Here is a 13,139-nt window from a genome sequence, read left to right on the forward strand (position 1 = left end):
ACCGAACCGGATACGGCAGCGGAACGAACCCGTGGACGTGGCGGTGAACCACCGCCCGGACCACGAGGGAACCGGACGCACGAGGGGTCGACTGATCGTTTTGGTCGGCCCCTCGGCCGTCGGCAAGTCCACCGTGGTCGCGAAGGTCTGCGCCGCGGTGCCCGATGTCTACTTCAGCGTCTCGGCGACGACCCGGGACCCACGGCCCGGCGAGGTCGACGGCCGCGATTACCACTTCGTGTCCGCGGGCGACTTCGACAAGATGATCGCCGCCGACGAACTCCTGGAATGGGCCGAGATCCACGGCGGGCTGCAGCGTTCGGGCACCCCCATCGCCCCCGTGCTCGCCGCGCTGGAAGCCGGTAAACCGGTTCTGGTCGAGGTCGACCTGGTCGGTGCGCGCAACGTGGTGGCCCGGCTCCCCGAGGCGATCACCGTCTTTCTCGCGCCGCCCAGCTGGGACGAACTTGTCTCCCGCCTGACCGGGCGGGCCACCGAGACGCCCGAGGCGATCGAGCGCCGACTGGCCACCGCGCGCACCGAGATGGCCGCGCAGGACGAGTTCGACCACGTCATCGTGAACAGCGAAGTCGACCGCGCCGTCGATGAGTTGGTATCCTTGCTGGTCGGACCTGAACAGCCGGCCGCATCCGCGACCTGACCGGCCCTTTCCGACACCCAGACCTCGACGCAGGAGTTCGTGTGAGCACCCCGACCAATTTCGACATCACCGAGATCGCCGACGCACCGGCCTACGACACGCCGCTGGGGATCACCAATCCGCCGATCGATGATCTCCTCGACCGCGCGTCGTCGAAGTACGCACTCGTCATCTACGCAGCGAAGCGCGCGCGCCAGATCAACGACTACTACAACCAGCTCGGCGACGGCATCCTCGAGTACGTCGGCCCGCTGGTCGAGCCCGGCCTCCAGGAGAAGCCGCTGTCGATCGCGATGCGCGAGATCCACTCCGACCTGCTCGAGCACACCGAGGGCGAATAGTCGTCGTCGGTGATGACCAACCCGACCGGAACACGGCGCCGCGTCCTGATCGGCGTCGGCGGAGGGATCGCGGCCTACAAGGTCTGCTCGGTGATCCGGCATTTCACCGAGTCCGGCCACGACGTCCGCGTCGTGCCGACCCTGGCGGCGCTGGAGTTCGTCGGCAAGGCGACCTTCGAGGCGCTGAGCGGTAACCCCGTCTCCACGACCGTGTTCGACGACGTCGACGAGGTCGCGCATGTTCGGCTCGGGCAGGGTGCCGACCTCGTGGTCATCGCCCCGGCCACCGCCGATCTCATGGCCCGTGCCGCCCAGGGACGCGCCGATGATCTGCTGACCGCGTCGCTGCTGACCGTTCGATGTCCCGTGCTCTTCGTCCCGGCGATGCACACCGAGATGTGGGAGCACCCCGCCACCCAGGCCAATGTGGCGACGCTACGGTCCCATGGCTCGGTCGTCATGACCCCGGCGTCGGGCCGTCTGACGGGTACCGACTCCGGCCGCGGCCGCCTACCCGACCCGCAGGAGATCGCCCTTGTCGGCGAACTGCTCCTCGACCGGCCCGACGCGCTGCCGTACGACCTCACCGGTGTCCGCGTGCTGATCAGCGCCGGCGGTACCCGGGAGCCGCTCGACCCGGTCCGTTATCTCGGCAACCACAGCTCCGGCAAGCAGGGCTTCGCACTGGCCCGAGCCGCAGCCCAACGCGGGGCGAGCGTCACCGTCGTCGCCGGGTCCACTGCCGACCCGGGAGACCCGGCCGGGGTCACCATCGTGCGGATCTCGACCGCCGAGCAACTCGCCGACGAGATGACCAAGCGCGCCGCCGACGCCGACGTCGTGATCATGGCGGCCGCGGTCGCCGACTTCCGACCGGTCGCGGTCGCCGAGTCGAAGATCAAGAAGGGCGACGAGGGGCCGGCGCCGATCCAGCTCACCACCAATCCCGACATCCTGCGCGGACTCGTCACCGCACGCGACGAGGGCCGTATTCCCGCTGACACCGTGATCGTCGGGTTCGCCGCCGAGACCGGCGACGAGACCGGCGGTGTCCTCGACCACGGCCGCGCCAAGCTCGCCCGCAAGGGCTGCGACCTCCTCGTCGTCAACGCCGTCGGCGACGGCAAGGCCTTCGGGACCGAGGACAACACCGGCTGGTTGCTCGCCGCCAACGGCGACGAGACCGCCTTGCCCTTCGGGTCGAAAACACTCATGTCGAGTCGGATACTTGACGAAGTGCGGCAACTGGTGCCTGATGGTCGAGGAGCTCGACCGACCGATTAGGTTGGAAACATCCCCGGCCAGTCGGACTGGCCGACACCGCCAGCGGCGCGGCGACCATCGACGCGCGTAGATCTCGAGAGGATCTGATGACCACCTCGTCACGCCTGTTCACGAGCGAATCCGTCACCGAGGGACACCCCGACAAGATCTGTGACGCGATCAGCGACTCGATTCTCGACGCCATCCTCACCGACGATCCGAAGGCGCGTGTCGCGGTCGAGACCCTCGTGACCACCGGACAGGTGCACGTCGCCGGCGAGGTCACGACCACCGCCTACGCCGACATCCCCAAGATCGTTCGCGACAAGGTCCTGGAGATCGGGTACGACTCGTCGACCAAGGGCTTCGACGGCGCATCGTGCGGCGTGAACGTCGCCATCGGTGCGCAGTCCCCGGACATCGCGGGTGGCGTCTTCAACTCGCACGAGAGCCGCAGCGGCATCTCGGAGGACGAGATCGACAGCCAGGGTGCCGGCGATCAGGGCCTCATGTTCGGCTACGCCACCAACGAGACCCCGGAACTCATGCCGGTTCCCATCGCGCTGGCTCACCGCCTGTCGCGGCGGCTCACCGAGGTGCGCAAGAACGGCACGCTCCCGTACCTGCGCCCCGACGGCAAGACGCAGGTCACCATCGAATACGACGGCGACACCCCGGTCCGCCTCGACACCGTGGTCCTGTCGACGCAGCATGCCGCCGACATCGACCTCGACAATCTCCTCGCGCCGGACATCAAGAAGCAGGTCGTCGACGCGGTGCTTGCCGAGATCGATCTGCCGACCCTCGACACCACCGACTACCGTCTGCTGGTCAACCCGACCGGCAAGTTCGTCCTCGGCGGTCCGATGGGTGACGCCGGCCTGACCGGCCGCAAGATCATCGTCGACACCTACGGCGGCATGGCCCGTCACGGCGGCGGCGCGTTCTCCGGCAAGGACCCGTCGAAGGTCGACCGCAGCGCGGCCTACGCGATGCGCTGGGTGGCCAAGAACGCCGTGGCCGCGGGACTGGCGAACCGCATCGAGGTCCAGGTCGCCTACGCGATCGGCAAGGCCGCACCGGTCGGCCTGTTCGTCGAGACGTTCGGCACCGAGAAGGTCGATCCGGCTGTCATCGAGCGGGTCATCACCGAGAACTTCGACCTGCGTCCGCTCGCGATCATCCGCGACCTCGACCTGTTGCGCCCGATCTACGCACCGACCGCCGCGTACGGCCACTTCGGTCGTACCGACGTCGACCTGCCGTGGGAGCGGACCGACCGCGCGGAGAAGCTGCGGGCCGCCGCGGGTCTGTAGACCTTCTGCGGAAGTACTCTCACTGACACCCAAAGGAGCACGGGTCCCGGCCGCCGAGCTGCCGGTGGCCCGTGTTCTTCCTGTTCTGGGGCTCGCTCACCTCGACCGTCCCTTCGATTACCTGATCGACGTCGACCAGGACGAGGACGCGCAGCCCGGTGTTCGTGTGCGCGTGCGATTCTCGGGTCGGCTCGTCGACGGCTACCTCCTCGACCGCATCGAGAAGAGCGATCATCCCGGCAAGCTGGGCTGGCTCGACCGGGTCGTGTCCGCCGAGCCGGTACTGACCCGGCAGCTGGCGACGCTGTGCCGCGCGGTGGCCGATCGGTATGCGGGCACGATGGGCGACGTCGTGCGCCTGGCCATACCGCCGCGGCATGCGCGCACCGAGAAGGAGACGACGCCCGACCCGGTTGCTGTCGTCGCATCACCCGAACTCGCCGACTGGCATCGGTATGCCCTGGCCGACTCCTACGTGGAGAACCTGGCCGACGGCCATCCGCGGGCCGTCTGGCAGGCCCTACCGGGGGAGGACTGGCCGCGCCGTCTCGCCGAACTCGCGGCGGCGACACTCGCAGTGGGACGCGGGTGCATCCTCGTCGTGCCCGATCAGCGGGATCTCGATCGGGTGTGGGCCGAGTGTGAGCCATTGATCGGCGACCGTGGGGTCGCGCTGTCCGCCGGACTCGGACCCACCGCGCGCTACCGTCGTTGGCTGGCCGTGCGCCGCGGTGCCGCGCAGCTGGTGATCGGTACCCGAAGCGCGGTGTTCGCGCCGGTCAAGGACCTCGGCCTGGTCGTCGTGTGGGATGACGGCGACGACAGCATGGCCGACCCGCGGGCGCCCTACCCGCATCCCCGCGAGGTGGCGGTGCTGCGGTCGCACCACGAGCGGTGCGGCCTGCTGCTCGGCGGGTTCGCCCGGACCGCCGAGGCGCAGGCGCTGGTGGTCTCGGGCTGGGCCCACGACCTCGTCGCCGACCGCACGACGGTCCGCACCCGCAGCCCCCGTGTCCAGGCCATCTCCGACGACGACCGGCAGATCGCCCGCGACCCCATGGCCCGGTCGGCGCGCATCCCCGAAGTCGCGTTCGACGCGGCGCGGTCGGCGTTCGCCGCCGATCGTCCGGTGATCTTCAGCGTCCCGCGCCGGGGTTACGTGCCGTCGCTCGCATGCACCCGCTGCCGCGAACACGCGCGGTGCCGGGCCTGTCACGGACCGCTGCAGCTCGATGCCGACCAACGGTTGAGCTGCCGATGGTGCGGACGGCCCGAACGGTCCTTCCGTTGCCCGGAGTGCGGCAACACCTCGGTGCGCGCGACGGTGACCGGTGCGCGCCGGACCGCCGAGGAGCTGGGGCGTGCTTTCGCCGGCGTGCCGGTGCTGACCAGCGGCGGCAACACGATCCTCGACGAGATCGAACCCGGCGCACGGCTCGTCGTCGCGACGCCTGGCGCGGAGCCGGTGGCCCCGGGCGGGTACGGCGCCGCGATCGTCGTCGACACCTGGGCCCAGCTCGACCGGGCCGACCTGCGTGCCGAGGAGCATGCGGTCCGGCGGTGGATGGCGCTCGCCGCGATGGTGACCCCGCACGGTGACGGTGGGCGAGTGGTCATCGTCGCCGACTCGGCGCTCGCACCCGTGCAGGCCCTGATCCGTTGGGACCCGGTGGGTTTCGCGTCGATCCAGTTGCAGGAACGCGTGGAACTCGGATTCCCCCCGGCGGTGACGATGGCGTCGGTCGACGGGCCGACCGGGGTGATCACCGACTTCGTCGAGCACCTCGAGTTACCCTCCGATGCCGATGTTCTCGGCCCGGTGCCGTTGCCGCCCGGCGTCCGCCCCCCGGCCGGCAGTGCCGAGTGGGAGGCCGCCGCGGACGACGAGATGGATCGCATCCTGGTGCGGTTGCCGCGCAAGCACGGACGGCTCCTCGCCGAGGCGCTCGTCGCGGGACAGGTGCGCCGCAACACACATCGACAGACCGGGCCGATCCGGGTGCAGATCGACCCGCCTACGATCGGATGAATGCGCATCGTTTTCGCCGGTACCCCCGAGGTCGCCGTGCCGTCGTTGCAGGCCCTCATCGACTCGCCCTCGCATGAGGTGGTCGGGGTCATCACCCGGCCCGACGCCGTGTCAGGCCGCGGCCGCAAGGTGATGCGGTCACCCGTCGGGCAACTCGCCGACGAGCATGCGCTCGAGGTGATCACCCCGCGCCGGTTGTCGGAGCCGGAGGTCGACGACGTGCTCCGGCGCTGGGCTCCCGACTGCGGTGCCGTCGTGGCCTACGGCGGGCTCGTACCGCCCGGACTGCTGGACCTGCCGCGCCACGGTTGGATCAATCTGCACTTCTCGGTGCTGCCCGCCTGGCGCGGTGCCGCTCCGGTCCAGGCCGCGATCGCCGCCGGCGACGAGGTGACCGGGGCCAGCACGTTCCGGCTCGAGAAGGGTCTTGACACCGGTCCGGTCTTCGGGGTGCTGACCGAGACCATCCGACCCACCGACACCAGCGGTGATCTACTCGGGCGTCTCGCCGATGCCGGGTCGGGACTGTTGCTGTCCACGCTCGACGGCCTCGAGGCCGGCGAACTCGCCCCCGAACCGCAGCCCACCACGGGGGTGAGCCACGCGCCTAAGGTCGAGGTCGAAGACGCGCGGATCCGCTGGGAACTGCCGGCACACATCATCGATCGCCTGATTCGCGCCTACACGCCCGCACCCGGACCGTGGACGAGCCTCGACGACGCGCGGATCAAGGTCGGGCCGGTGTCGGTCGCGTCGACCGACGCTCCCGGTCTGCCCGATGCGGTGCGGGACGGCGGCCTGGCGCCCGGTGCACTCGCCGTCACGAAGAAGGCGGTGTTCGTTGGAACCGGTTCGCAGCCGGTGAAACTCGGCACCGTACAGCCGCCGGGGAAGAAGCCCATGCCCGCCGCCGACTGGGCTCGTGGCGCGCGCCTGACCGACGGGACGGTCCTGGGATGAGCGGCAAGTTCCGGCAGAAGGACCTCGATCCCGCGCGCGTGGCCGCCCGCGACACGCTCCGCGCGGTGCGCGAACGCGACGCGTATGCCAACCTCGTCCTGCCGAAGATGCTGCGCGACAGGAAGATCGAGGGACGAGACGCTGCCTTCGCCACCGAGCTGGCCTACGGGGCCGCGCGGGCCCAGGGTCTACTCGACGCGGTGATCTCCTCCGCCGCGAAACGGCCGGTCGCCGACATCGACGGCACGGTTCTCGACGTCCTGCGCCTGGGCACCTATCAGTTGTTGCGGACCAGGGTCGGTGCGCACGCGGCGGTGTCCACGTCGGTCGACCTGGTGCGCGCCGAAAACGGGATGGGACCATCCGGTTTCGTGAATGCGGTGCTGCGCAAAGTGTCGCAGAAGGACGAGGACATGTGGGTGGAGGAGCTCGCCCCCTCGCCCGCGGCCGATCTCGTCGGCTACCTCGCCTTCCAGTACGCGCATCCGCGGTGGATCGCGGAGGTGTTCCGAGATGCGCTCGGAGGCTCGGCGGGACAACTGCAGGCGGCGCTGGCCGCCGATGACGAGCGACCGCCGGTCCACCTCGTGGCGCGTCCCGGGCTCATCACCGCCGAAGAACTCGCTCTCACCAGCGAGGGCGAGGTCGGCGACTACTCCCCGTACTGCGTGTACCTCCCGGGCGGCGATCCCGGCGACGTCGCCGCGATCCGTGAGGGGTACGCGGGTGTCCAGGACGAGGGCAGTCAGCTGATCGCCCGTGCGGTGACCGTGGCCGAGGTCGCCGACGACGGTGGGCGGTGGCTCGACATGTGCGCCGGCCCCGGCGGGAAGGCCGCATTGATCGGTTCGCTCGCCGAGATCGACGGTGCCCGACTCGATGCGGTCGAGGTGTCCGAGCATCGCGCCGGCCTGATCCGCAAGGTCGTCTCCGACCTCCCGGTCAGCATCCATGTCGCCGACGCCCGGTCGAGTGGGCTCGACCCCGGTTGCGACCGCATCCTGCTCGACGCTCCGTGCTCGGGCCTGGGCTCGCTTCGCCGACGACCCGAATCCCGCTGGCGCCGGACCAATGCCGACGTCGACGAACTCGTCGTCCTGCAGAAGGAGCTCCTCGCCGAAGCGCTGCGTCTCGTGAAACCCGGTGGCATCGTGGTCTATTCGACATGTTCGCCGCACCCGGCCGAGACGACGGCGGTGGTGGCCGACGTCCTGGCGTCGACGGACGGTGTGCGCCAACTCGACGCCCGCCCGTTGGTGACGGTGGGCAAGCTCGGCCCGGACCTGTTGGGCGACGGACCCCACGTTCAACTCTGGCCGCATGTCCACGGCACCGACGCCATGTTCCTGGCGGCGTTGACGCGGGACTAGTTCCGGGTCAGGACGTTCTGCTTTGCACGAGGGTGGCGAGCGCAGCGGTGACCGAACCCCAGCCGTCGTAGAACCCGAGCTCCTCATGGCGGTCACGATCGGACGGACTCCGATGGCGCACGACGACGCTGTACTCGGTTCCGTCTGCGTGCTCGGCCAGAGAGATCTCGGCGGTCATGGGGACCGGAGCCGGCTCGGCAGGGCGCCACGAACTGTCGACGGCATTCGTGAACACCAGGCGCTCGTGGAGATCGACGACGAGGAAGACGGCATCCATGTGTGGGACGAAAGTGGTTCCGTCGTCGCTCATCCGGGTCACGAGCCCACCGCCCGGTTCGGGTTCGAGGCGGTCGACGCGGGTGACGGTCGGAGCCGGCGTCCACCACTTGGCGAATTTCTCCGGCTGGGTCCACGCCTCCCAGATGCGCTGTCGCGGAGCACCGATCACCCGGTGCAGGGTCAGGTCGAGTTCTGGGTCGATCATGGTGTCTCCTCGGTGTCGGTCACGAAGTCTTCGAGACGGTCGGTGCGTTCGGTCCACACGGTGCGCTGATGTTCGAGCCACGTCGACAGACGGCGCATACGGCGCCTGTCGAGGGTGCACATCCGCGTGCGTCCGACCTTCTTGGTCAAGACGAGCCCGCTGTCCTCGAGCACGCGGAGATGCTTCATGAACGACGGCAGGGTGATGGGGAAGGGGTCGGCGAGTTCGCCGACGCTGGCCGGCCCACGCCCCAGGCGTTCGACGACGGCGCGGCGCGTCGGATCCGACAGAGCGCCGAAGATCTCGTCGAGTGCGACCGAACTGTGTGCCATAAGGCTAAGTGTTGCAGGTCCCATCGCTTAACTCAACGGCTAAGTGAAAATCTGGCGTCGGCCTTGTGGAAAGTACATCGCCAAGTGCTGCTTTTGAGATACTATCGAATGTATGTACGAGGACTCTTCGGGCGCAACTGGCCTCTTGGCTACCGAGCATCTACGGTCCATCGTGGGTGGGCTGTCGGCAATGCCGGTGGGTCTCGAGGAGGCGGAGTCGGTGGATCGGCTCACTCTTCTCGAGGAGATCAAGTCGGCATGCACGGCGGCCCAGGTGCGTGAGACCGCGAATCTCGACGCGTTGCGCGCAGCCGACGAAGCCGCACGGAACGTACCGGAGCGCCGGCGCGGTCGCGGACTCGCCGCCGAGATCGGTCTGGCGCGCAAGGTCTCGCCCCGAAAGGGAAGCCAGTGCCTCGGATTCGCCCGCGCCCTGGCGCACGAGATGCCCCATACGATGGCGGCACTGACTTCCGGTGTGCTCACCGAGTGGCGGGCCACGATCCTGGTACGCGAAACCGCTTATCTGACACGTGAAGCGCGTGAGGAGATCGACCGCCGGATCTGCGCCGATCCCGCAGCGCTGGTGGGGGTGTCCGACCGCGAGATCGAGGCATCGGCCAAGCGCCACGCGTACGAGCTGAATTCCGAAGCGGTGGTGGCACGTAAATCGAAGGCCGAGAAGGACCGCCGCGTCAGCGTGCGACCCGCGCCGGATCTGATGACGCAACTGTCGGTGCTGCTGCCGATGGCGGACGGGATCGCGGTGTACGCCGCGTTGAAGAAGCACGCCGACTCAGTGGTCGGACAGGACGACCGAAATCATGCACAGGTCATGACCGACACCCTGGTCGAACGTGTCACCGGACGCGCTGTCGCAGAGCCGACACCGATCGCGCTCAATGTCGTTCTGTCCGACCGGTCCTTGTTCGGCCTAGACGATTCGGCCGCCGACGTCCACGGATACGGACCGATCCCGGCGACGGTCGCGCGGCTGCTGGTGGCCGATTCGGTGTCGCCCGAGGGGGAGACCGCCTCGACGATGCGGAAGTTGTACGCGAGACCGTCCGATGGCGCGCTGGTGGCGATGGAGTCACGGGCACGAGCTTTCCCAACCGCTCTCGCCCAGTTCATCCGGATGCGTGACCAACGGTGCCGGACTCCCTACTGCGGTGCACCGATCGTCGAGATCGACCACGCCACACCGCATCGGCGCCACGGCCCGACGAGCGCGGTCAACGCTGATGGAACCTGCGTCCTGCACAACCGCGCCAAGGAGGCCCGCGGTTGGTTCTACGACGTGAAGATGGTGGACGGCGTCCGTGTCATCGACGTGATCACCCCGACCGCGCGACGACACCGCAGTGTCGCTCCACCCGCTATCGGGCATCAACCGCCAGGACGCAGCGGCGTCGAAACCAGCCTGATCCAGATACTCGCGGCGTCGTGATTGTGGATGGCGAACGCGCAGTCCGGTGATGCTGTACTAGGTTGTTCGTCGTGGCGGTCCGCCACGTCGTTGTCGGTGCAAACTCGGGGGTTTGTATGGCTGAGCGGTTCGGTGTCGAGGAGCTGGGTGTCATCACCGGCGTGGGCGATGCGCTCGCTCGATGCTCGTCGGAGACACGGGCTCTGTGGACCGGAAAGTCCGCCTTCGACGATGCGTCGGGGGCGATGCCGGCATCGGCCATCGGTGCGGCGTGCGCCGGGAAAGACGACACCGTCCGCTCACTGCTGGGCCGCGCGGCGGCGAGGATGGACCAGGTGTCGCAGACCTGCTACCAGGCCGCCGGCGACGTCGCTTATACCGAGGAGTCCCTGGCCAGCGGCTTCCGTGCCATCAGCGAGTTTTGATGTCGCGTCCGTCGCGTTCCGTCGTCAACGGCTGGGACCTGATGTCTTTGGATGCGGTCGCGACTGCGCTCGACGCGGCCGTGGATGACCTGAGGGATCTCACCCAGAGGATGGCCGAAGCGCCGATGAAAGCGGGTGACTCCAAAGGGTGGGTGGGGGACTCCCAACGCGGTTGCGAGACTCGCACCGACTCCGATCGGACCGAGATCAACAAACTGGGGTCCGACCTCACCCGCGCCGCCACTGTCCTGCGGGATACGTCATCTGCAATCAGTCCGAATCGCACCACCGCGCTGATCCGAGCGCTCGGACTGGAACGGGACGAGTTCAGCGTCGGCGACGATTGGACGGTACGAGACACCCGAGACTATGCGGCCGAGCTCACGGGCGTGGAGGCGGGAAGTGCGACCGAGCGCTCGATTCTCGACGCTCAGGCCGCCCGGGCGGAGGAGGCCAAGACGGCGACCCTCTTGTTGCAATCCCTGGCCGATCAGATGGGCGAGGACGATCGCAACGGGGCGAGAGTTCTCGCGGCAGCCTTTGGCGATGCCGAAGGTAATGCGCCACTCGCGTCGAGCTACTCGCCGGGCCAGGCGAGCATCGATGTCCAGGCCATCATGAGTGGTAGTGCCACGAAGGAGCAGCGGGATCGGTTCTTCCGAGCCACCAGCCTGACCGCGGAACAGCGGGCCGCGTTGGCCCGAGGGGACTTCGCGGAGATTTCGAAGGAGCAGTTCGATTACCTGAAAGCGATCTACACACCGAGTTGGGGTGGTGGACCCGAAGGACAGCCGCTATCTCTTGATGCCCTGAAGTCGTTCGGCGACAGATACATCGGCGCAGAGCGAGAGAACCTGAAACGAGGTCTCGGCGACGGCGTCTATCTGTTGGGGAACCCGAACTTGCGGACCAGACAGACCGATTCGAATTCGATCGCCGAGGTCTTGGGAACAAATTCGCCAGTCGTGGCAGGAGGATTGAACCAACTCCCGGCGCCGATACGGGACCTTCTGAGCGGTCCGGCAGCGTCGAAGGCGAGCATCTCCAACGATCCGTCTGGCGTAGACGGTAGCCGGATGATCGAGGTCACCCGGCTCGGCTCTGTTGACGACTTCAACGACCTCATGGACGTCTTGGAACACCGGTCAGAGGACTCGGGTCTCGCCTCGTACGGGTTGCAATCTGTTCAGCTGGGCAGCGATGTCGACAGGGCTCTCATCGCGCGCGCCGGTGAAATCGCGGCGGGCGACGAGAATGAGCGTCTCGTCTCGAAGCAGGACGGCACCATAGCCGACTCGTCCGTGGAATCCCTGTTGAACCGAATGCTCGGAGTTGCAGGGTCGGACCATATCGCTGTCCACGACGCGGTAATGTCGGCAACCGGCAATCCGTCTGACAACTCGATGCCGAAGACGTTCGACCTCGACGGCAACGACCGATCATTCAAGGACACGGAAGCGCTCAAACACCTCCTGACCTTCGACTGGACAGACGGCGCGGGTAAGCATGCTGACGGGATCAACAAGCTGTTCGACTGGATGCCGGGTGCTGCCTACGCCCCTGAAGGCAGCTCCCCGGAGGCAGTGCTCGAAAGCGAACGAGCCGGCAACATCTCGACGGCGCTCGCGCAGTACTTCGGCGACAACAAAGATGCGCTGATCGACATCGGAGATCGGAAGATGGCCTTGGGTGAACTCAACCCTGAGCTCACTCGCTCGCTGGCCTCGGCGATCGGCTCACATACTGCTGTCCTGGCAGGCGCAGATCCAGAGCTGTTTCATACGCACGGTGTATCGAAAATTGACGAAAGCGACTTGAAGTCGACCTTCGAAGTACTGAATTCGGATGCCGCCGCTGGGAGAATCGTCAACTCCTTGACCGCCTTGCAGGTCGATGTGATGCAACAGGAGTTCGGAAAGAACCCGCACGACTACGGGCTCGGTGAAGTCACCGGACGCCTCGAAGGAGCAATGATCGGCGGATTGGACGCGCACATCGAGGAAACAAAAATCGACGGCAGGCACCTGGCCGCCCACGACGCGGCGGTCGCCGGCGCCATGTTCGACAGCGCCAAAGCGCTTCTCACGGCCGTCCCGGGTCTAGATCCAGCTGTCAAAGTGCTCATCGACACCGCGGCGCCACAGGTGAAGCTGGATCTGTCCGGGTTACCGACCGATCCGGACACGATCAAGACCGACCCAGAGATCCAGCAGCTACGCAACGACATGTTCGACGACGGGATCAATCCCAACGCGAAGTACGTGCAGATCCTCACGGGATACTTCGAGACCCACCCGGAACTCGCCGATGACCCTGGCTTTCGGGATCTGTTCATGGGGAACAAAGACGCTGATTTCGCCGAGATGAAGCGCACCGGTGTGATGGCGAACGTCACTGACGAGAGCGAAGCTGCTTCGTTCATCCAACAAAAGATGAAAGTCGACATCAGTCTTTTCGCTGATCGCCACAACGAAAACTTGGAAGATGCTTACAAGCGTTAGAGGCGGCGTCGGACGATCGCCGGAGTGG

12 protein-coding genes are annotated in these 13,139 nt (G+C 67.4%); 10 read left to right on the top strand and 2 right to left on the bottom strand.

Features of this window, described 5'->3' with window-relative positions:
- Window positions 1-31 precede the first annotated feature (31 nt).
- The 7 genes from gmk (at window position 32) to KB201_RS17270 (ending at window position 7,940) form a co-directional block, all read left to right on the top strand.
- Complete coding sequence (gene gmk, locus KB201_RS17240) at window positions 32-661, top strand: guanylate kinase (protein WP_211539959.1); 630 nt, start codon at window positions 32-34, stop codon at window positions 659-661.
- Between the two features lie 41 nt (window positions 662-702).
- Window positions 703-1,002, top strand: a complete 300-nt coding sequence (gene rpoZ / locus KB201_RS17245) for a DNA-directed RNA polymerase subunit omega (RefSeq protein WP_004021987.1) — start codon at window positions 703-705, stop codon at window positions 1,000-1,002.
- A 12-nt stretch (window positions 1,003-1,014) separates the two neighbouring features.
- On the top strand, window positions 1,015-2,286 hold the full coding sequence (gene coaBC / locus KB201_RS17250; RefSeq protein ID WP_211539985.1) for a bifunctional phosphopantothenoylcysteine decarboxylase/phosphopantothenate--cysteine ligase CoaBC: 1,272 nt from the start codon (window positions 1,015-1,017) through the stop codon (window positions 2,284-2,286).
- An 86-nt stretch (window positions 2,287-2,372) separates the two neighbouring features.
- Window positions 2,373-3,581, top strand: a complete 1,209-nt coding sequence (gene metK, locus KB201_RS17255; RefSeq protein ID WP_065632139.1) for a methionine adenosyltransferase — start codon at window positions 2,373-2,375, stop codon at window positions 3,579-3,581.
- Window positions 3,582-3,645: 64 nt separating this feature from the next.
- The gene (locus KB201_RS17260; RefSeq protein WP_078112363.1) at window positions 3,646-5,610 is read left to right on the top strand and encodes a primosomal protein N'; all 1,965 of its coding nucleotides are present in this window, start codon (window positions 3,646-3,648) and stop codon (window positions 5,608-5,610) included.
- Complete coding sequence (gene fmt / locus KB201_RS17265; protein ID WP_211539960.1) at window positions 5,611-6,570, top strand: methionyl-tRNA formyltransferase; 960 nt, start codon at window positions 5,611-5,613, stop codon at window positions 6,568-6,570.
- Window positions 6,567-7,940, top strand: coding sequence for an RsmB/NOP family class I SAM-dependent RNA methyltransferase (locus tag KB201_RS17270; protein ID WP_211539961.1), 1,374 nt, complete (start codon window positions 6,567-6,569; stop codon window positions 7,938-7,940). Before fmt ends, KB201_RS17270 begins: the two co-directional genes overlap by 4 nt.
- 7 nt (window positions 7,941-7,947) lie before the next feature.
- Here the strand turns inward: KB201_RS17270 and KB201_RS17275 are convergent, their stop codons facing one another.
- Both KB201_RS17275 and KB201_RS17280 read right to left on the bottom strand, forming a co-directional pair.
- Window positions 7,948-8,424: an SRPBCC domain-containing protein gene (locus KB201_RS17275; protein ID WP_211539962.1), complete on the bottom strand. Its 477-nt coding sequence runs from the start codon at window positions 8,422-8,424 to the stop codon at window positions 7,948-7,950.
- A complete protein-coding gene (locus tag KB201_RS17280; protein WP_211539963.1) occupies window positions 8,421-8,756 on the bottom strand; it encodes a helix-turn-helix transcriptional regulator in 336 nt (111 codons plus the stop codon). The genes KB201_RS17275 and KB201_RS17280 overlap by 4 nt, the downstream gene beginning before the upstream one ends.
- Window positions 8,757-8,946: 190 nt before the next feature.
- On the opposite strand from KB201_RS17280, the gene KB201_RS17285 reads away from it, so the two are divergent.
- The 3 genes from KB201_RS17285 to KB201_RS17295 all read left to right on the top strand — a co-directional run bounded on the left by KB201_RS17285 (window position 8,947) and on the right by KB201_RS17295 (window position 13,111).
- Window positions 8,947-10,206, top strand: a complete 1,260-nt coding sequence (locus tag KB201_RS17285; protein ID WP_249145919.1) for a DUF222 domain-containing protein — start codon at window positions 8,947-8,949, stop codon at window positions 10,204-10,206.
- A 95-nt stretch (window positions 10,207-10,301) separates the two neighbouring features.
- Window positions 10,302-10,610: a hypothetical protein gene (locus KB201_RS17290; protein ID WP_211539965.1), complete on the top strand. Its 309-nt coding sequence runs from the start codon at window positions 10,302-10,304 to the stop codon at window positions 10,608-10,610.
- Window positions 10,610-13,111 carry a hypothetical protein gene (locus tag KB201_RS17295; RefSeq protein ID WP_211539967.1) on the top strand — a complete coding sequence of 834 codons (2,502 nt, stop codon included), beginning with the start codon at window positions 10,610-10,612 and terminating at the stop codon, window positions 13,109-13,111. The genes KB201_RS17290 and KB201_RS17295 overlap by 1 nt, the downstream gene beginning before the upstream one ends.
- Window positions 13,112-13,139 lie beyond the last annotated feature (28 nt).

The organism is Gordonia sp. SCSIO 19800, from assembly GCF_018132775.1.
GTDB lineage: Bacteria > Actinomycetota > Actinomycetes > Mycobacteriales > Mycobacteriaceae > Gordonia > Gordonia hongkongensis.

Excerpts from the sequence above, each read along its gene's own strand:
- coaBC (WP_211539985.1), top strand. The coding sequence starts at position 1,015 with ATGACCAACCCGACCGGAACACGGCGCCGCGTCCTGATCGGCGTCGGC.
- metK (WP_065632139.1), top strand. The coding sequence starts at position 2,373 with ATGACCACCTCGTCACGCCTGTTCACGAGCGAATCCGTCACCGAGGGA.
- fmt (WP_211539960.1), top strand. The coding sequence starts at position 5,611 with ATGCGCATCGTTTTCGCCGGTACCCCCGAGGTCGCCGTGCCGTCGTTG.
- KB201_RS17270 (WP_211539961.1), top strand. The coding sequence starts at position 6,567 with ATGAGCGGCAAGTTCCGGCAGAAGGACCTCGATCCCGCGCGCGTGGCC.
- KB201_RS17275 (WP_211539962.1), bottom strand. The coding sequence starts at position 8,424 with ATGATCGACCCAGAACTCGACCTGACCCTGCACCGGGTGATCGGTGCT.
- KB201_RS17280 (WP_211539963.1), bottom strand. The coding sequence starts at position 8,756 with ATGGCACACAGTTCGGTCGCACTCGACGAGATCTTCGGCGCTCTGTCG.
- KB201_RS17285 (WP_249145919.1), top strand. The coding sequence starts at position 8,947 with ATGCCGGTGGGTCTCGAGGAGGCGGAGTCGGTGGATCGGCTCACTCTT.
- KB201_RS17290 (WP_211539965.1), top strand. The coding sequence starts at position 10,302 with ATGGCTGAGCGGTTCGGTGTCGAGGAGCTGGGTGTCATCACCGGCGTG.
- KB201_RS17295 (WP_211539967.1), top strand. The coding sequence starts at position 10,610 with ATGTCGCGTCCGTCGCGTTCCGTCGTCAACGGCTGGGACCTGATGTCT.